General features: G+C 58.9%; 17 protein-coding genes. 12 read left to right on the forward strand and 5 right to left on the reverse strand.

The window, feature by feature from the left end; translation table 11 throughout:
* Positions 1-130: 130 nt before the first annotated feature.
* The 5 genes from nudF to parE are packed head-to-tail and all read left to right on the forward strand — an operon-like array spanning position 131 to position 4,539.
* Positions 131-763, forward strand: coding sequence for an ADP-ribose diphosphatase (nudF, locus tag SPH27_RS15845; RefSeq protein WP_023333429.1), 633 nt, complete (start codon positions 131-133; stop codon positions 761-763).
* Entirely contained in the window at positions 760-1,182 is a 423-nt protein-coding gene (locus SPH27_RS15850; RefSeq protein ID WP_003862516.1) for a DUF1249 family protein, read from the forward strand. Before nudF ends, SPH27_RS15850 begins: the two co-directional genes overlap by 4 nt.
* Positions 1,183-1,209: 27 nt before the next feature.
* Positions 1,210-2,037 carry a 3',5'-cyclic-AMP phosphodiesterase gene (cpdA, locus tag SPH27_RS15855; protein WP_024906493.1) on the forward strand — a complete coding sequence of 276 codons (828 nt, stop codon included), beginning with the start codon at positions 1,210-1,212 and terminating at the stop codon, positions 2,035-2,037.
* Positions 2,037-2,618, forward strand: coding sequence for an esterase YqiA (gene yqiA / locus SPH27_RS15860; RefSeq protein ID WP_008502976.1), 582 nt, complete (start codon positions 2,037-2,039; stop codon positions 2,616-2,618). The genes cpdA and yqiA overlap by 1 nt, the downstream gene beginning before the upstream one ends.
* Positions 2,619-2,646: 28 nt before the next feature.
* Complete coding sequence (gene parE, locus SPH27_RS15865) at positions 2,647-4,539, forward strand: DNA topoisomerase IV subunit B (protein ID WP_029740698.1); 1,893 nt, start codon at positions 2,647-2,649, stop codon at positions 4,537-4,539.
* A gap of 83 nt (positions 4,540-4,622) precedes the next feature.
* On the opposite strand, the gene SPH27_RS15870 is transcribed toward parE, so the two are convergent.
* Positions 4,623-6,764, reverse strand: a complete 2,142-nt coding sequence (locus SPH27_RS15870) for a TonB-dependent siderophore receptor (RefSeq protein WP_182071628.1) — start codon at positions 6,762-6,764, stop codon at positions 4,623-4,625.
* Between the two features lie 386 nt (positions 6,765-7,150).
* Between SPH27_RS15870 and SPH27_RS15875 the strand changes: the two genes are divergently transcribed.
* From SPH27_RS15875 to SPH27_RS15895, 5 genes are read left to right on the forward strand one after another with little or no spacing between them, the layout of a single operon-like run.
* Positions 7,151-7,963 carry an ABC transporter ATP-binding protein gene (locus SPH27_RS15875; protein ID WP_182071629.1) on the forward strand — a complete coding sequence of 271 codons (813 nt, stop codon included), beginning with the start codon at positions 7,151-7,153 and terminating at the stop codon, positions 7,961-7,963.
* Positions 7,960-8,943: a FecCD family ABC transporter permease gene (locus tag SPH27_RS15880; RefSeq protein ID WP_182071630.1), complete on the forward strand. Its 984-nt coding sequence runs from the start codon at positions 7,960-7,962 to the stop codon at positions 8,941-8,943. Before SPH27_RS15875 ends, SPH27_RS15880 begins: the two co-directional genes overlap by 4 nt.
* Positions 8,940-9,980 (forward strand): FecCD family ABC transporter permease, encoded by a 1,041-nt coding sequence (locus SPH27_RS15885; protein WP_182071631.1) that lies wholly within the window; start codon positions 8,940-8,942, stop codon positions 9,978-9,980. The genes SPH27_RS15880 and SPH27_RS15885 overlap by 4 nt, the downstream gene beginning before the upstream one ends.
* A 9-nt stretch (positions 9,981-9,989) precedes the next feature.
* Positions 9,990-10,940, forward strand: coding sequence for an iron-siderophore ABC transporter substrate-binding protein (locus tag SPH27_RS15890; protein ID WP_182071632.1), 951 nt, complete (start codon positions 9,990-9,992; stop codon positions 10,938-10,940).
* Entirely contained in the window at positions 10,937-11,824 is an 888-nt protein-coding gene (locus tag SPH27_RS15895; RefSeq protein ID WP_182071633.1) for a MurR/RpiR family transcriptional regulator, read from the forward strand. The genes SPH27_RS15890 and SPH27_RS15895 overlap by 4 nt, the downstream gene beginning before the upstream one ends.
* 81 nt (positions 11,825-11,905) lie before the next feature.
* Here SPH27_RS15895 and SPH27_RS15900 read toward each other — a convergent pair whose 3' ends face one another.
* From SPH27_RS15900 to qseB, 4 genes are all read right to left on the reverse strand, one after another.
* Positions 11,906-12,220, reverse strand: coding sequence for a putative quinol monooxygenase (locus SPH27_RS15900; protein ID WP_008502984.1), 315 nt, complete (start codon positions 12,218-12,220; stop codon positions 11,906-11,908).
* Positions 12,221-12,251: 31 nt separating this feature from the next.
* Positions 12,252-12,833: an NAD(P)H-dependent oxidoreductase gene (locus SPH27_RS15905; RefSeq protein WP_087823196.1), complete on the reverse strand. Its 582-nt coding sequence runs from the start codon at positions 12,831-12,833 to the stop codon at positions 12,252-12,254.
* A gap of 105 nt (positions 12,834-12,938) precedes the next feature.
* Positions 12,939-14,276 carry a quorum sensing histidine kinase QseC gene (qseC, locus tag SPH27_RS15910; RefSeq protein WP_182071634.1) on the reverse strand — a complete coding sequence of 446 codons (1,338 nt, stop codon included), beginning with the start codon at positions 14,274-14,276 and terminating at the stop codon, positions 12,939-12,941.
* A complete protein-coding gene (gene qseB, locus SPH27_RS15915) occupies positions 14,273-14,932 on the reverse strand; it encodes a quorum sensing response regulator transcription factor QseB (protein WP_182071635.1) in 660 nt (219 codons plus the stop codon). The genes qseC and qseB overlap by 4 nt, the downstream gene beginning before the upstream one ends.
* 139 nt (positions 14,933-15,071) lie before the next feature.
* Between qseB and SPH27_RS15920 the strand changes: the two genes are divergently transcribed.
* Complete coding sequence (locus tag SPH27_RS15920; protein ID WP_023309189.1) at positions 15,072-15,473, forward strand: YgiW/YdeI family stress tolerance OB fold protein; 402 nt, start codon at positions 15,072-15,074, stop codon at positions 15,471-15,473.
* 118 nt (positions 15,474-15,591) lie between these two features.
* A complete protein-coding gene (parC, locus tag SPH27_RS15925; RefSeq protein WP_029740706.1) occupies positions 15,592-17,850 on the forward strand; it encodes a DNA topoisomerase IV subunit A in 2,259 nt (752 codons plus the stop codon).
* Positions 17,851-17,916 lie beyond the last annotated feature (66 nt).

The raw sequence follows: 17,916 nt of genomic DNA on the forward strand, positions 1-17,916 counted from the left end.
CATACCAAAAGGTTGGCGTAACGTGCCATCTGGCGGTAATTTGCACCAATCTACCATATAGCCTTACAAACGGCAGCCAAACAGCCTTGAAATTCACAATTTCATCACCATTGCTACCAGGACTCAACTCATGCAAAAACCAGAAAAGTTGCCCGTGACATTCGCCAAAAACGATGTAGAAATTATTGCACGAGAAACGCTTTATAGCGGTTTTTTTTCAATGGATCTTTACCGTTTCAGGCATCGCCTGTTTAACGGGGAAATGAGCGGCGAAATCAGACGCGAAATTTTTGAGCGCGGGCATGCGGCAGTCTTGCTACCCTTTGACCCAGTGCGTGACGAAGTTGTGCTGGTGGAGCAGATCCGCATCGCCGCTTATGACGTCAGTGAGAGCCCGTGGCTGCTGGAGATGGTGGCCGGGATGATCGAAGAAGGTGAGTCTGTTGAAGACGTCGCCCGTCGCGAGGCGCTGGAAGAGGCCGGACTGGTGGTGGGCCGTACAAAACCGGTGCTGAGCTATCTGGCAAGCCCGGGCGGTACCAGCGAGCGCTTGTCCATAATGGTGGGCGAAGTGGACGCCACGACGGCGGAAGGGATCCACGGTCTGGCAGATGAAAATGAAGATATTCGGGTTCATGTGGTGAGCCGGGAACAGGCTTATCAGTGGGTAGAAGAGGGGAAAATCGACAACGCAGCGTCTGTCATCGCCCTGCAATGGCTGCAGCTGCATTATCAGACATTACGAAACGAGTGGAAAAAATGAAGCGCTATACACCTGACTTCCCAGAAATGATGCGCCTGTGCGAAACCAATTTCGCACAATTGCGCCGCCTGCTGCCGCGAAACGACGCACCCGGCGAAACGGTAAGCTATCAGGTGAGCAACGCGCAGTATCGGTTAACGATAACAGAATCAACGCGCTACACTACGCTGGTGGAGATTGAACAAACGGCACCCAGCATTAGCTACTGGAGCCTGCCGTCGATGACGGTGCGTCTCTATCACGACGCGATGGTCGCTGAAGTGTGTTCAAGCCAGCAGATCTTTCGCTTCAAGGCGCGGTATGATTACCCGAATAAAAAGTTGCATCAACGCGACGAAAAGCATCAAATTAACCAGTTTTTAGCCGACTGGCTAAGATATTGTTTAGCACATGGAGCAATGGCGATTCCGGTTTGTTAGCGTCATAAACCTACCTAAGGACACCATTTGGAAAGCCTGTTGAACCTGACTGTTGCTGGTGGGGCGCCAGTCAGGATATTACAAATCACCGATACCCACCTTTTTGCCGAAAAGCATGAAACGCTACTGGGGGTCAACACCTGGGAGAGTTATCAGGCGGTACTTAGCGCCATTCACGCTGAAAACCGTGCATGCGATCTGATTGTCGCAACGGGCGATCTGGCGCAGGATCAGTCCTCCGCGGCCTACCAGCATTTTGCTGAAGGCATCGCGAGCTTTAGCGTGCCTTGCGTCTGGCTGCCAGGAAACCATGACTTCCAGCCCGCCATGTACAGTTCTCTTCAGGATGCGGGAATTTCTCCGGCGAAATGTGTTTTTGCGGGTGAACAGTGGCAGATCCTGCTGCTCGATAGCCAGGTGTTTGGCGTCCCGCACGGTGAGTTAAGCGAGTTTCAGCTCGACTGGCTTGAGACCAAACTGGCTGCTGAACCTGAACGTCACACGCTGCTGTTGCTTCATCATCATCCTCTGCCGGCGGGCTGCAGCTGGCTCGATCAGCACAGCCTGCGCAACTCCGCGGCGCTGGATCGCGTGCTGGCGAAGTTCCCGCGGGTGAAAAATCTGCTGTGTGGACATATTCATCAGGAACAGGATCTCGACTGGAACGGGCGCCGCATGCTGGCTACGCCGTCGACCTGCGTTCAGTTTAAGCCGCACTGCGCCAACTTTACGCTTGACACCATCGCGCCAGGCTGGCGCTGGCTGGAACTGCATGCCGACGGCACGCTGACCACGGAAGTCTGCCGTTTGACCGGTGCAAAATTCCGCCCGGATACCGCTTCAGAAGGCTATTGATGTCTACGCTCCTTTATCTGCACGGATTCAACAGCTCGCCGCGCTCTGCAAAAGCGACACAGTTTCGCCAGTGGCTGAGCGAGCATCACCCCGACGTTGAGATGATTATCCCGCAGCTGCCGCCTTACCCGGCAGAGGCCGCGGAGATGCTGGAATCTATTGTGCTTGCGCACGGCGGCGAAACCTTCGGTGTGGTCGGTTCATCCCTGGGCGGGTACTACGCCACCTGGCTCTCACAATGCTTCATGCTGCCCGCCGTTGTGGTTAATCCGGCGGTACGGCCATTTGAGCTGCTGAGGGACTTTCTTGGCGAAAACGAGAACCCCTACACCGGGCAGCAATATGTGCTAGAGTCACGCCATATTTACGATCTCAAAGTTATGCAGGTCGACCCGCTTGAGGCACCGGATCTCATCTGGCTGCTGCAACAGACGGGTGATGAAGTGCTGGATTACCGCCAGGCAGTGGCGTATTACGCCTCCTGCCGCCAGACTATAGAAGAGGGCGGAAACCATGCTTTCACGGGCTTTGAGAATCATTTCACCCAGATTGTCGATTTTCTTGGACTGCACAGCCACTGACAATCAATGCGAATTGCTAGTTTAAATCATGACGCAAACCTATAATGCTGATGCCATTGAGGTCCTCACCGGGCTTGAGCCGGTTCGCCGCCGCCCGGGGATGTACACCGATACGACGCGCCCAAACCATCTGGGCCAGGAAGTTATTGATAACAGTGTGGACGAAGCGCTGGCGGGCCATGCCAAACGCGTTGACGTCATTCTGCACGCCGATCAGTCGCTGGAAGTCATCGACGACGGGCGCGGCATGCCGGTGGATATCCATCCGGAAGAGGGCGTGCCTGCCGTTGAGCTGATCCTCTGTCGTCTGCACGCGGGCGGTAAGTTCTCCAACAAGAACTACCAGTTCTCCGGTGGTCTGCACGGCGTGGGCATTTCCGTGGTGAACGCCCTGTCCAAACGCGTGGAAGTGAACGTCCGTCGCGACGGTCAGGTGTACAACATCGCGTTTGAAAACGGCGATAAGGTGCAGGATCTGCAGGTTGTCGGCACGTGCGGCAAACGCAACACCGGTACCAGCGTCCACTTCTGGCCTGACGAAAGCTTCTTCGACAGCCCGCGTTTTTCCGTTTCTCGCCTGACGCACCTGCTGAAAGCCAAAGCGGTGCTGTGTCCGGGCGTGGAAATCACCTTTACCGATCACGTTAACAATACCGCACAAACCTGGTGCTACGCCGACGGTCTGAACGACTACCTGTGCGAAGCGGTAAACGGCCTGCCGACGCTGCCGGAAAAACCGTTTGTCGGTAACTTTAGCGGCGATACCGAAGCCGTGGACTGGGCGCTGCTGTGGCTACCGGAAGGCGGCGAGCTGCTGACCGAAAGCTACGTCAACCTGATCCCAACCATGCTCGGCGGTACCCACGTCAACGGCCTGCGTCAGGGGCTGCTGGACGCGATGCGTGAGTTCTGCGAATACCGCAATATTCTGCCGCGCGGCGTGAAGCTGTCGGCGGAAGATATCTGGGATCGCTGCGCCTACGTGCTCTCCGTGAAGATGCAGGATCCGCAGTTTGCCGGTCAGACCAAAGAGCGCCTGTCGTCACGTCAGTGCGCGGCGTTCGTTTCCGGCGTGGTGAAAGATGCGTTTACCCTGTGGCTGAACCAGAACGTGCAGGCAGCAGAGATGCTGGCCGAAATGGCCATTTCCAGCGCCCAGCGTCGTCTGCGCGCCGCGAAGAAAGTGGTGCGTAAAAAGCTGACCAGCGGCCCTGCGCTGCCGGGCAAGCTGGCGGACTGTACCGCGCAGGATCTCAACCGTACCGAGCTGTTCCTCGTGGAAGGGGACTCGGCGGGCGGATCGGCCAAGCAGGCGCGCGATCGTGAATATCAGGCGATCATGCCGCTCAAGGGTAAGATCCTGAATACTTGGGAAGTCTCTTCTGATGAAGTGCTGGCCTCGCAGGAAGTGCACGATATTTCGGTGGCGATCGGCATCGATCCGGACAGCGACGATCTGAGCCAGCTGCGCTACGGCAAGATCTGTATCCTCGCGGATGCGGACTCCGATGGTCTGCACATCGCCACGCTGCTGTGCGCGCTGTTCGTGAAGCACTTCAAAACGCTGGTGAAAAATGGTCACGTCCACGTGGCGCTGCCGCCGCTCTACCGTATCGACCTCGGCAAAGAGGTTTACTACGCGCTGACGGAAGAAGAGAAAGCGGGCGTCCTGGAACAGCTGAAGCGCAAGAAGGGCAAACCGAACGTGCAGCGCTTTAAAGGGCTGGGCGAGATGAACCCGATGCAGCTTCGCGAAACGACGCTGGATCCGAACACGCGCCGTCTGGTGCAGCTGACGATCAGCGATGAAGACGAGCAGCAAACCAACGCCATGATGGATATGCTCCTTGCCAAGAAACGTTCGGAAGACCGACGTAACTGGCTGCAGGAGAAAGGCGATATGGCGGATATTGAGGCCTGATGCCCTCACCCTAACCCTCTCCCGCCGGGAGAGGGAATGGATCGTAGGCCCGGTAAGCGTTAGCGCCACCGGGCTTTTTTACATCAAAACTCCATCTTCACCGTAAACTGCACTTCGCGCGGATCGCCAATCTGGTTGCCCAGGTTGTTGGTCGCAATCGACGACGTGTAGTAGGTCTTATCAAACAGATTTTTCACGTTCACCTGCAGCGTCACCGGATACTGTAGCTTCATCTTGTACGCCGCAAACGCGTCCGCCACGAAATAGCCCGGCAGATAATAATCCGCACCGTTGGTTGCTGAGCGACGGCTTACGCCGTGCCCGCCGCCGCCCAGCGTCAGGCTATTCCCGGCAAACGCATTGTGAATATCGTAGGTCAGGAACAGGGAGCCGGTATGGCGCGGCACGTTCGGCAGCGGTTTGCCCGCATAGTCCGGATCTTCCAGCACCTTCGCGTCGGTATAGCCGTAGCTGGCGATAATGTTGGTGTTCTCGGTCAGCGACCCGGCGAGATCCACCTCCACGCCCTGCGAGCGCACGCGGCCCGCTGTTTTGGCGACGGTTTCATCACCCACGCTTTCTGTGTACAGCACGTTGCGCTTGTGGATATCAAACAGCGCAATATTGGCGGTAATGCCGTCGAACAGGTCAAACTTAGCGCCTATTTCATACGCGTTTGACGTTTCCGGCGGCAGGTCGCCGATGTAGCTCGCAATGGACGACTGCGGCATAAACGTCTGGGAATAGTTGGCAAACAGCGAGACCGCCGGGGTGAGCTTATAAACAAGACCCAGCTTCGGCGTCCACTGGTCGTCGCGGCTGTCGGTGTTCACGTTAAACGGACGGCCTTTCCCCGCGTACTGGGTGTAATACTGATAGCGCATTCCGGCGACGGCGATCCACTTATCGGTCAGGTACAGCGCGTCCTGCGCGTAGGCGGAGTAGCTTTCCTGCTTAATGGTTTGATCGCTGTCGGATGCCGAGACGGTGGTGCACTTGCCGAGGCTGCCGTAGCTCGGGTGGTAAATATTGAAGTCCTTAACGTTCTTACAGCGGATCATGTCCGTACGCAGCAGATCGTAATTCTCATACGACACGCCGGTCAGGATCTCATTGTAAAAGCCCGCGATGTCCACGTTTCCCTGCAGATCCGCGCGCGTCGTGTGCATACGCTGGGTCGAGCCCTGGGTCGCATCCACGCGGCGGGTCAGATTGCCGGTTTTTGAATCGTAGGCCATCACGCGGGCCTGGTTATCGCTGTATTTATCCTGGCTGTAGCTGTAGTCGAACTTCGCGGTCCACTGGCTGTTGAGGCGATACTCCGCGTTGAGCTGAGCGAGATCGGACTGGCCGTCGGTCACGTTAAACGGTTCGTCGAAGCGGGTTTTGCGATCGACGTCGACGGCTTTTTTAGTGTTGAGATCGAAGATCGTTCCGCGATCGAACGGCGTTTTATAGTCGCGATGCGAATAGAGCACGGTCACGGTGGCGTCGTCGCCGAACCAGGTCAGCGACGGGGCAATAAAGGTGCTGCGTTCGGTGCCGAAATTACGCCAGTAATCCTCGTCCTGATATTCGCCCGTCAGGCGATACGCCAGGCGCGTGCCGTCAATCGGGCCGGTAACATCAACCTGTCCGGTGCCGCCGCCAAAGCTGGAAGAGGTAGCGGAGAGGGAACCGCCGAAGGTCTTCTCCGGGCGTTTGGTGACGACGTTAATCAGGCCGCCCGGATCGAGAATGCCGTAGAGCGTCGAGGCCGGGCCTTTCAGCACCTCTACGCGCTCGGTTGCGGCATTAAAGCTGCGCGGCAGCACGGTGCGCAGGCCGTTGGTCATGATCGAGCCGTCGCGGTTCGTGCCAAATCCGCGGCGCACGAAGGCATCCTGCGTACCGCCCAGGGTGTTGGTCTGCACCACGTTGCTGACGTTATAGAGCGCTTCATCCAGCGTGGTGGCATGCTGATCCTCAAGCACTTTATCGCTGACGGTATTGACCACCTGCGGGATGTCCAGCATCGGCATGTTGGTTAACGTCGCGGTGGAGGTATTCAACGGCTGATAGCCATTCGTGGCCTCCGCCGTCGTATTTGGATCGGCGGTGACGGTAAGCGTTTCGCCGTCTTTAGCCGCGGTGTTATCTGCTGCCTGCACCAGCGGCGCCATAAACAGCAGTGAAAAGAGCGCGCGCCCTTTTACCCCAGAGAGTGAAGGTGTGAACGTAGCCATTACATCTGTTATCCCGAAATATCCCGCGAATGACGTTTCGCGGAAAAATGTGTGAGTCATTGCCCTTTACGGTCTGTCCGTTAGCCACGGCGAGCATCGGACATGTAATTGAGAATCATTCAATCATGCGTGAATGTAGTAGTAAATGGAAAAAAGAAAAAATCTGCTACAACGTTTAGCCGGGCGTATAAGCGCAGCGGGATGATTGTTAAGTTATTGAATTAAATGCTTTTGAAAGTCCTTTTTTGTTCATTTCCCTTCAGGCTTATCCCTGGTTTTATCAGGGTGTTTCTTCTCTTGACTACTACATGGCGCAGCGTCAAACTCTCAAAAGAGAATGATTTTTATTTATATTTGTTGCGCTTTTTTATTACGTTGGCATTCACGTGGCTCACAACACAAAAAAACCGGGACTGGTTCTGGAGAACCTCTCTGCGGGCTATCAGAAAAAAATCATCGTTGATGATATCTCCCTTGCGATCCCACAGCAGAAAATGACCGTGCTGGTAGGGGCGAACGGCTGCGGAAAATCCACGCTGCTGAGCACCATTGCGCGTTTGCTTCAGCCGCTTGGCGGCGCGGCAGTTCTCGACGGCAAGGCGATCCACGCGCTGCCGACCAAAGCCGTCGCCCGCCAGCTGGGTATCCTGCCGCAGTCTCCGCTGCTCCCGGAAGGGTTGACCGTCTTTGAGCTGGTCTCGCGCGGGCGTTTTCCCTGGCAGAACTTTATGCGCCAGTGGAGCGACGAGGACGAGCTGGCGGTGGAAGAGGCCCTGCGCCTGACCGGCACGGCGGAGTTTGCCCATATGCCGGTGGAAAGCTTATCCGGCGGCCAGCGTCAGCGCTGCTGGATCGCCATGGCGCTGGCGCAGCAAACGCCGTATATCCTGCTTGACGAGCCCACGACGTTTCTCGATCTCCGCTATCAGGTGGAGATCCTGGAACTGCTGCGCACCCTGACCCGCCAGCACGGACGTACCGTCGTGGTGGTGCTGCACGATCTCAACTTCGCCGTAAACTACGGCGATTCGCTGGTCTTTTTACGCCAGGGGAAAGTTGAAGGCGTATTGCATGAGGGCGATGCCTGCACGCCGGAGCTGATCAAAGCGGTGTTTGATGTCGACGTGCATATGTCCATAAACCCGTTGACCGGCAAGCCGTTCTTTATGCCGTTTCGCCAGAGTACCGTTCAGCCATGATGCGCTCCTCTCTGGCCTTTCCGATCTTCGCACTGCTGCTGGCGCTGGGTGCGATTATGCATCTGGGCATCGGCGCACGCTTCATCGCCCCGCAGACGGTGGTGGAGGCATTTTTCCATTTCGAACCGCGCAATTTCGACCATAACGTCATTATCAAATTAAGACTGCTGCGCCTCTGCGCCGCGATGGTGACGGGCGCCGCGCTCGGCGTGGCGGGCGTGCTGCTGCAGTCCGTGATCCGCAATCCGCTCGGCGAGCCGCATATTCTGGGGCTCAACGCCGGGGCCGCGCTGGCGGTCGTGATTACCAGCGCGCTTGGGCTGTCGCTGCCGTTTGGTCGCCCGCTCGTTGCCGCCGCCGGTGCCGCCGCGCTGTTTTTGCTGGTGCTGATGTTCTCCTCGTCCGGTCGCACCGGGCTTACGCCGATGAAGGTCACGCTGTGCGGCGTGGCGATGTCGGCGTTTGCCTCGTCGATTACCGCCGCGGTGTTAATCCTCGATGAACAGACGCTGCTCGCCATGCGCACCTGGCTGGCAGGGGACCTGTCCGGGATCAACGTGCAGACGCTCCGGAGCGCCCTGTGGGCCGCAGCAGCCGGTTTTGTTCTCGCCATCGGGCTGTCGCCCTCGCTCAACATGCTGGCGCTGGGAGACCGAATGGCGCAGGGGCTTGGCGTGTCGCTGCTGAAAACCCGCCTGCTTGCCCTGCTGGCCATCGCGCTGCTCTGCGGCGCGGCCGTCTCAATTGCCGGGCCGATTGGCTTTATCGGCCTGGTCGTGCCGCAGCTCATTCGCCGTCTGGTGTCGGTCGATTTACGCGTGATGGTGCCGCTGTCTGCCCTGTGTGGCGCGCTGGTTCTGCTGCTGGCGGATATCGCCGCCCGCACGCTGTTTACGCCCTGGGAGCTGGCAACCGGCATCATGACGGCCCTGGTCGGCGCACCCGTATTCATCTTTATGGCATCGAGGATGTTCAAATGAACCGGGCCGGATTCCGCGCGATCCGTATTGGCCGTTTATCGGCGCTGGTTCGCCCGAGGGCGCTGGCCTGCCTGACGCTTTTAGCGCTGGTGGCGTTAAGCCTGCTGGGCTTTGGCCTGACGCACGGATCTCTGCCTGTTCCCACCTCCGCCATCGGGCGGGCGCTGTTTTCTCCTGAGAGCCTGACGGCGCAGACGCGCTACATCGTGATGGATATCCGCCTGCCGCGCCTGCTGATGGCGGTGCTGTGCGGCGCGATGCTCGGCATGGCGGGGGCGGCAATGCAGTCCATCACCCGCAATGGTCTGGCTGACCCCGGCCTTATCGGCGTGAAGGAGGGCTGTAGCGCGGCGGTACTGCTGCTGATTTTTCAGTTCCCGGCGCTGGGCCTGGCCTGGCGTCCGCTGGTCGGCATGGCCGGCGGGCTGCTTACCGCGCTGCTGGTTATCGCCCTGGCGCGCGATATCTCGCGCCCGCGGTTCATCCTGATCGGCATCGGCGTGTCGTGGGCGTTTGCCGCCGCAATGGGCGTCTTTATCACCACCGCCGACGTGCGGGACGTGCAGACGGCGATGCTGTGGCTGGCGGGAAGCCTGCATGCGGCAAACTGGACGCTGGTGGGGTTAGCCGCGCTCTGGGCTGCCCCCGCGTTTGCGCTGCTGCTGTTTACCGCACGGGCTGCGGACGTGGCGTTGCTCGGCAATCAGGCCGCAGCGGGCCTTGGCGTGCGCATAACCCGGCTGGCGCTGCTGCGGGTTCTCGCCCCGGTGGTGCTGACGGCGGCCTGCGTCTCGTGCGTGGGCAGTATTGGTTTCGTGGGGCTGATTGCCCCGCATATGGCGCGCCTGCTGCTGCGCGGTGGGCAAACCGCGCTCCTGACGGGAAGCGCCGTGCTGGGCGCGCTGCTGGTGCTGCTGGCGGATAACGTCGGACGTCTGGCATTCCTCCCCCTGCAGCTGCCGGCGGGAATTGTGATTTCATTGATTGGCGGACCGTTTTTCCTGCTGCTGCTCTGGCAGCGTCGGGACAGATTTTAGGAGACTAGGATGCGCGTAGTGTTTTCGATGCTGTTGCTGGTGGGGTTCGCGGTGGGTGCGGCGGAGCCGACGCAGACGTTTACTGACGATCTTAACCGAAAAGTGGTGGTACCGGTTCATCCGAAACGGATTGTCTCTTTACACGATCTGGATATCACCATTCCGCTGATTGAGCTTGGCGTGCCGCCGGTGGCGAGCCATGGCCGCACGCGGCCGGACGGCAGCCACTTTCTGCGCTCCAGCGGCATGTTGACCGGCGTCGACTTCGATAATTCCGACATTAAATTTATCGGCACGGCCGATATCGACATTGAAGCCATCGCCGCAGCAAAGCCTGACCTGATCGTTACCGAGCCGACCCGCAACACCCCGTTGGAACAGCTGGCGAAAATTGCCCCGACGGTGAGCATCGATCATCTCGACGGCGGCGCGCCGGAGATCTACCGCAAGCTGGCTCAGCTGACGGGAACGCAGGCGCGGCTCAAGGTTCTGGAGCGGCGCTATCAGGAGCAGATTAAGGCGCTGAAGGCGACAATTGATACCCGCAAGGTGACCGTGTCCGTGATTCAGGCGAATCAGGGAAAGATTAACGCCATGCACAGCTACCACTCGCTGGGCCGCGTTCTGCGCGACGCCGGATTCAAATTCCCACCGCTGATTGAGTCTATCCCGGAAGGAGGGCGCATCGACGTCAGCGCCGAGCGTCTGCCGGAGCTGGATGCCGATTTCGTCTTCGCCACCTGGCGCGGGGATACGGGCGGTAAACCCCAGGACGAGATGGCGGCGATGGATGCGGTCATGCCGGGCTGGTGTCAGTTCCTGAATGCCTGCCGAACCGGGCATTACGTGCTGATCTCGCGTGAAGAGGCCATCTCGAATTCGTACGCCTCGTTAGGGCTGATGGCCGCGCAGGTGCAGTCGCAGATTGCCGGACGTCCGCTGCCGGAGGCGTCACGGTGATCCGCAAAGAGAAAGGGCGCGTGGATGTCTATGGCGACCGCTTTCGCGCGCGTGCGCATCAGCTGACGCCGCGTCTGCTGCAGGTTGCACGCTATATCCATGACAACCGCGAAGCGGTGATGGAACAGACCGCGATGGAGATCGCGACACTGTTGAAAACCTCAGATGCCACGGTGGTCCGCGCCATTCAGGCGCTGGGTTTCGCCGGGCTGCGCGATCTCAAGCAAACGCTGGAGCAGTGGTTTGGTCCGGTGGTCACCTCCAGCGAAAAGATGTCCACCACGGTGAATACGCTCGCCAGCGACGTCAACGCGAGCATTGATTTCGTGCTGGAGGGGCATCAGCACACCTGCAAGGTGTTATCCGAGCCCCACAACCGCTACGCGATGGCCCAGGCGGTCTCTCTGCTGGCGCAGGCGAGGCAGGTCGCCATATTTGGTATTGGCGCCTCCGGCATTCTGGCCGAGTACACCGCCAGGCTGTTCAGCCGCATGGGGTTACCCGCCACGCCGCTTAACCGTACCGGGATAGGGCTCGCCGAGCAGCTGATTGCGCTTCAGCGCGGCGACGTGCTGGTGATGATGGCGCAGAAATCCGCGCACCGGGAGGGGCAAACCACGCTGCGTGAAGCAAAACGGCTGGGCATTCCAACCATCCTGCTGACCAACGCCCTCGATTCGCGCTTCAGCAAGGAGGCCAGCGTGGTGATCCACGTTCCGCGCGGCGGCGAAAAAGGCAAAATTCCGCTCCACGGCACGGTGCTGCTGTGTCTGGAGATGATTATTTTATCCGTGGCCTCCACCGAGCCGCAGCGCACCATCAAGTCGATGAAGCGCATCAACGAGCTACACCGTGGGTTAAAGCCGGGGAAGAAAAGCAGCTAAAACAAAGCCCGGTAGCGCTGACGCTCACCGGGCCTGGATCTGTTCTCCCTCTCCTTTCGGGAGAGGGCGGGGAGGGGAAACTTAAACCCCTTGCTCCAGAATGCGGATGTGGGTTTCCAGCACGTCACCCTTCACCGCGTCGCTCCACGCTTTCATGTGCGCGGTCTGCAGGTGCGCTTCAAGATGCGCGACGGTTTCCCACTGCTCAACCATGATGATCGAGTCTGGCGCAGTCGCCTGGAAGCTGGCGTCAGTGGCGGCATCCACCATCGGCGCGTAGCCGTGGCAGCCTTCTTCTTTCAGTACGGTCGGGATAATTTTCGCGAACTGATCCAGCACCGCCTGGCGGTGATGTTGACCTGGACGAGTACGGATTTCTGCGATTACGGTAAGCATGTTTACTACTCCTTTAATTCCAGGCTACCAGTTAAGCAAAAATTTCCGCGAGATGCTTGCGATATTCTGCGATATAGCTCGGGACGTCAGGCATTTTAATCACGTCGTTGACGATAAAGGTCGGCAGCGGATCCATGCCCAGGAACTGGTTAGCCTTGTGGAACGGCAGGTACGCGCCGTCGACGCCCACGCCTTCGAAGAACTGATCTTTATCGGTGAAGGCTTCCAGCGGGGCGTTCCAGGTCAGCGAGAGCATATATTTTTTGCCCTGAATCAGGCCGCCCGAGCCGTATTTTTTGGAGGCGTCAGAGCGGGTGCGGCCATCGCTGGCATACAGCGAGCCGTGACCTTCGGTGAACACGTCGTCCATGTATTTTTTCACGGTCCACGGCGCGCCCATCCACCAGCCTGGCATCTGCCAGATCACCACGTCAGCCCACAGGAAGTTCTGCACTTCGGCCTTCACGTCATAACTGCTGTCTGCACGCACGACCTTAACATCATGCCCGGCGTCGCGCAGGAAACCGTCCGCGACCTCGGTCAGGGTGTCATTCAGCTGGCCTTTAGAGTGCGCAAATTCTTTTGCACCGTTGATAATCAGGATGTTGCTCATTATTTGTCCTCGATGATGAGAGTATGGCCAGTATTCTACGCGCGAGGACGGTGCGGTAAAATGAGCAAAATGTGCAAAGTCTTTTGCGTTAAACGCAATAATCCCTTACCAGCTGACCTTCGCTTCAAAACCGCCTTCAGGCGCATTGCTCAGCGAAACGCGCATCCCGTGCAGGGCGGCGATGCGTTTTACAATGGATAACCCCAGCCCGCTGCCCGTGGCATCCTGACCCGGCGGGCGATAAAAGCGCTCGCCGATGCGCGCCAGCGCGTCAGGTGAAATGCCTGGGCCGTTGTCGCGCACGGTAAAGCCACGCGCGTCCAGCGTTACGTCCACCACGCTGCCGCGCGGGCTGTAGCGAATCGCGTTATCCAGCAGGTTGCGCACCAGCAGGCTCAGGAGCAACTGCTGGCCCGTGCGTGTCACCTCTGGTGCATGGATGTTCAGGCGAATATCAATGCCCGCCTGCTGCGCCGGATGCCAGATATCCAGCACGGCCGACTGAAGTAATTCGGCAACCGTTATCGGTTCAACATCGTCCAGGTTATCCAGCGAGTCCAGACGCGACAGCGTGAGGAGCTGATCCACCAGCCGGGAGGCGCGGTCGATGCCCGCATGCAGCTGCATCAGCGCCTTTTCCCGCGCCTGCGAATCGTCATGAGAGAGCTGCGCCACGTCAGTTTGCACCTTCAGGGCCGCCAGCGGGCTGCGCAGCTCGTGGGCGGCATCGGACGTAAAGCGGCGCTCGCGGGTCATCATCTCCTGGGTGCGCGCGAAGAGATGATTCAGCGCGTCGAGCAGGGGGCGTACTTCCGTAGGGACGCCCTCGGTCGGCAGTTTATCGGTGGCATCCGGCGAGCGGGAGCGCAGGGTCTGCGCCAGCTTTTTCAGCGGCTTCAGCTCCCGACTCAGGAGGACGATCAGCAGCAGCAACATCACGGGCAGCGCTACCAGCCAGGGGGTCAGCTGCGAGCTGACCACGTCCAGCGCCATCTCCTGGCGGTACTCCCACTCCTGGCCGACCACCACGCGGTATTTTCCGTCAGGTGAGGTCAGCCATAAAAAACGCCACTCGTCGTTGTCGCCCTGCAGCTGCCCGTTATCGAACCCGTCGCGGCGATAGTGGTACGGGATATCGCGTCCGTTTTCACCGTCGTTGAGGAGCATTTTGCCGTCGACGGCGTAAATGGCGAAAGCCAGCGCGTCGTCGTCCAGACGACCGTGCTTCACTTTTTTCGGGATCTCGCGCATGCGTTCGGGGGCGCGGATCTCGTCCAGATCCATCGTCAGCAGCCGTTTAGCAAACAGCATCTGCTGGGTATCGAACAGCTTGTCGAGCTTGTGGGTCGTCTGCTGCCAGGCAACCAGGCTGGCGGCAAACCAGGCCGTCAGAGACAGAAGTAAAAAGAGAAGCGTCAGGCGCAGCTTCAGGCTCAGTTTCATGCGTCACCCAGGGTATAGCCGATGCCGTGCACGGTGCGGATAAACTCGCTCCCAAGCTTGCGGCGCAAATGATGGACGTGAACCTCGATGGCGTTGCTGGAGACGTCGTCGTCCCAGGTATAGAGTTTTTCCTCGATCAGCTTTCGCGGCAGCACCCGACCGGCGTTACGCATTAACAGCTCCAGCAGCGCGAACTCTTTCGGCTTGAGCGTCAGCGGCTCACCGTCCAGCGTGGCGATGAGACGGCTCGGATCGAGCGTGACCTTCCCGTGGCGCAGCTCGCTACTCGCCTGGCCGTGGCTGCGGCGGACCAGCGCTTCGAGGCGGGCACCCACTTCGATCAGCGCGAACGGCTTACAGAGATAATCATCCGCGCCAAGACGTAGCCCTTCGACGCGCTGGTTAAGCGCATCCCGCGCCGTCAGAATCAGTACCGGCTCGCTGCGCCCGCTCTCGCGCCACGCGCGCAGGATATCCAGACCGTCAATTTCCGGCAGCGTCAGATCCAGCACCACGGCGTCATAGGGTGCAGAAGACAGCGCGGCCTCGCCGGTTTTACCGTCGGTAAACCAGTCCACGCTAAAACCCATTTTGCTCAACCCCGCCTTGATACCGTCGCCGATTAACCTGTCGTCTTCTACCAGTAAAATGCGCATGTTCCCTCCTTGATGTCGTCAGTAAACCCTCTGTAAGCGCCTGCTGTACAGCAATAATAAATAAATTTTTCCCTTAAGAAGTTGTTAAGGATTACCCTGTTAAATGGACTGCGAAACGACATTAAAGGGAGAGATGAAGATGAAAAAATTCGCTGCAATTGCTGCCATCATGATGATGACCACCGCGCCGGTCTTTGCTGCTCAGGGCGGTTTTACTGGCCCATCGGCCACACAGACCCAGACGCAAACTCAGCAGGGCGGTTTTGTCGATAACAACGCCAACCTCACCACCGCGGCAAAAGTGAAAGACCTGAAGGACGATGCCTGGGTGAAGCTGCGCGGGAACATCACCGAGCGCCTGTCCGATGACCGCTACACCTTCCGCGATGAGTCCGGCACGGTCGTAGTTGAGATTGACCACAAGCGCTGGAACGGCGTGACCGTCACTCCGCAGGATAAAGTTGAACTGCAGGGTAAAGTCGATAAAGACTGGAACGAGTTTGAAATCGACGTGAAGCAGGTTATTAAGCTGAACAAATAACCCGAAATGGGCCGCCTGTGCGGCCCTTTTTCTTTGTGACTCAATTCATCAGATGAGGTAGTATCTGCGGCAATATTGCCTGAAACCCTTCGGTTTCTGAGTTGAGGAATCACACGTAATGAGCGATATGGCAGAGCGCCTCGCGCTACATGAATTCACGGAAAACGCCTACCTGAACTACTCCATGTACGTCATCATGGACAGGGCGTTGCCGTTTATCGGGGATGGCCTGAAGCCCGTTCAGCGCCGCATCGTCTATGCGATGTCCGAACTGGGGCTGAACGCCACAGCCAAGTTTAAGAAATCCGCCCGTACCGTCGGTGACGTACTGGGTAAATACCATCCACACGGCGACAGCGCCTGTTATGAAGCGATGGTGCTGATGGCGCAGCCGTTCTCTTACCGCTACCCGCTGGTGGACGGGCAGGGGAACTGGGGTGCGCCGGACGATCCGAAATCCTTCGCGGCGATGCGTTATACCGAATCCCGTCTCTCTAAATATGCCGAAGTGCTGCTGGGCGAGCTGGGTCAGGGAACCGTTGACTGGGTGCCAAACTTCGACGGTACGATGCAGGAGCCGAAGATGCTGCCTGCGCGTCTGCCGAACATCCTGCTGAACGGTACCACCGGTATCGCGGTCGGTATGGCGACGGACATTCCGCCGCACAACCTGCGTGAAGTGGCGAAAGCCGCTATTACCCTGATTGAGCAGCCGAAAGCGACGCTCGACGAGCTGCTGGATATCGTGCAGGGGCCAGATTTCCCGACCGAAGCCGAGATCATCACCTCGCGCGCGGAAATCCGCAAAATCTACCAGAACGGTCGCGGCTCCGTGCGCATGCGCGCGGTGTGGAATAAAGAGGACGGCGCCGTGGTGATCACCGCGCTGCCGCATCAGGTTTCCGGTGCCAAAGTGCTGGAGCAGATCGCCTCCCAGATGCGCAATAAAAAGCTGCCGATGGTGGACGACCTGCGCGACGAATCGGATCACGAGAACCCGACCCGTCTGGTGATCGTGCCGCGCTCCAATCGCGTGGACATGGAGCAGGTGATGAACCACCTGTTCGCCACCACCGATCTGGAAAAAAGCTACCGCATCAACCTGAACATGATTGGCCTCGACGGACGCCCGGCGGTGAAAAACCTGCTGGAGATCCTCACCGAATGGCTGACGTTCCGCCGCGATACGGTCCGCCGTCGTCTGAACCATCGTCTGGAGAAAGTGCTTAAGCGCCTGCATATCCTCGAAGGTTTGCTGGTGGCGTTCCTCAATATCGACGAAGTGATTGAGATCATCCGTACCGAGGACGAGCCGAAGCCGGCGCTGATGTCGCGCTTTGGCATCAGCGAAACCCAGGCCGAAGCGATCCTCGAACTGAAGCTGCGCCATCTCGCCAAACTGGAAGAGATGAAGATCCGCGGCGAGCAGAACGAGCTGGAAAAAGAGCGCGATCAGCTGCAGGCGATCCTCGCGTCCGAGCGCAAGATGAACACCCTGCTGAAGAAAGAGCTGCAGGCCGATGCCGACGCCTTCGGCGACGACCGTCGTTCTCCGCTGCACGAGCGCGAAGAAGCGAAGGCGATGAACGAGCACGACATGCAGCCGTCCGAGCCGGTGACCATTGTTCTGTCGCAGAGCGGCTGGGTGCGTAGCGCCAAAGGCCACGATATCGACGCGCCGGGGCTGAGCTACAAAGCGGGCGACAGCTTCAAAGCGGCGGTGAAAGGCAAGAGCAACCAGCCGGTGGCGTTTATCGACTCCACCGGCCGCAGCTACGCCATCGACCCGATTACGCTGCCTTCCGCGCGCGGGCAGGGCGAGCCGCTCACCGGCAAGCTGACGCTGCCGCCGGGTGCGACGGTTGACCATATGCTGATGGAAGCCGATGACCAGAAGCTGCTGCTGGCGTCCGATGCGGGCTACGGCTTTATCTGTACCTTCAACGATCTGGTCTCCCGTAACCGTGCCGGTAAGGCGCTGATTAGCCTGCCGGACAACGCCCACGTGATGGCGCCGCTGGTGATCGAGAACGAAAGCGACATGCTGCTGGCGATCACCACCGCCGGACGTATGCTGATGTTCCCGGTCAGCGATCTGCCGGAACTGTCGAAAGGCAAGGGCAACAAGATCATCAACATCCCGTCGGCGGAAGCCGCGAAAGGCGAAGATGGCCTGGCGCACCTCTTCCTCCTGCCGCCGCAGAGCACGCTGACCATTCACGTCGGCAAGCGTAAGATCAAGCTTCGTCCGGAAGAGCTGCAGAAAGTGGTGGGTGAGCGCGGTCGCCGCGGCTCGCTGATGCGCGGCCTGCAGCGCATCGACCGCGTGGAGATTGACTCTCCTGCACGCAGCACCGCGGGTGACAGCGAAGAGTAATGTCGTGATATCCCCCTCTGCCCGGAGGGGGAGTTTCAATAAAATTTCCCGTAAAATCGTTGTTAA

Source organism: Enterobacter sp. A103, from assembly GCF_034427535.1.
Lineage (GTDB): Bacteria > Pseudomonadota > Gammaproteobacteria > Enterobacterales > Enterobacteriaceae > Enterobacter > Enterobacter asburiae_B.

Excerpts from the sequence above, each read along its gene's own strand:
- nudF (WP_023333429.1), top strand. The coding sequence starts at position 131 with ATGCAAAAACCAGAAAAGTTGCCCGTGACATTCGCCAAAAACGATGTA.
- SPH27_RS15850 (WP_003862516.1), top strand. The coding sequence starts at position 760 with ATGAAGCGCTATACACCTGACTTCCCAGAAATGATGCGCCTGTGCGAA.
- yqiA (WP_008502976.1), top strand. The coding sequence starts at position 2,037 with ATGTCTACGCTCCTTTATCTGCACGGATTCAACAGCTCGCCGCGCTCT.
- parE (WP_029740698.1), top strand. The coding sequence starts at position 2,647 with ATGACGCAAACCTATAATGCTGATGCCATTGAGGTCCTCACCGGGCTT.
- SPH27_RS15870 (WP_182071628.1), bottom strand. The coding sequence starts at position 6,764 with ATGGCTACGTTCACACCTTCACTCTCTGGGGTAAAAGGGCGCGCGCTC.
- SPH27_RS15880 (WP_182071630.1), top strand. The coding sequence starts at position 7,960 with ATGATGCGCTCCTCTCTGGCCTTTCCGATCTTCGCACTGCTGCTGGCG.
- SPH27_RS15885 (WP_182071631.1), top strand. The coding sequence starts at position 8,940 with ATGAACCGGGCCGGATTCCGCGCGATCCGTATTGGCCGTTTATCGGCG.
- SPH27_RS15890 (WP_182071632.1), top strand. The coding sequence starts at position 9,990 with ATGCGCGTAGTGTTTTCGATGCTGTTGCTGGTGGGGTTCGCGGTGGGT.
- SPH27_RS15900 (WP_008502984.1), bottom strand. The coding sequence starts at position 12,220 with ATGCTTACCGTAATCGCAGAAATCCGTACTCGTCCAGGTCAACATCAC.
- SPH27_RS15905 (WP_087823196.1), bottom strand. The coding sequence starts at position 12,833 with ATGAGCAACATCCTGATTATCAACGGTGCAAAAGAATTTGCGCACTCT.
- qseC (WP_182071634.1), bottom strand. The coding sequence starts at position 14,276 with ATGAAACTGAGCCTGAAGCTGCGCCTGACGCTTCTCTTTTTACTTCTG.
- qseB (WP_182071635.1), bottom strand. The coding sequence starts at position 14,932 with ATGCGCATTTTACTGGTAGAAGACGACAGGTTAATCGGCGACGGTATC.
- SPH27_RS15920 (WP_023309189.1), top strand. The coding sequence starts at position 15,072 with ATGAAAAAATTCGCTGCAATTGCTGCCATCATGATGATGACCACCGCG.
- parC (WP_029740706.1), top strand. The coding sequence starts at position 15,592 with ATGAGCGATATGGCAGAGCGCCTCGCGCTACATGAATTCACGGAAAAC.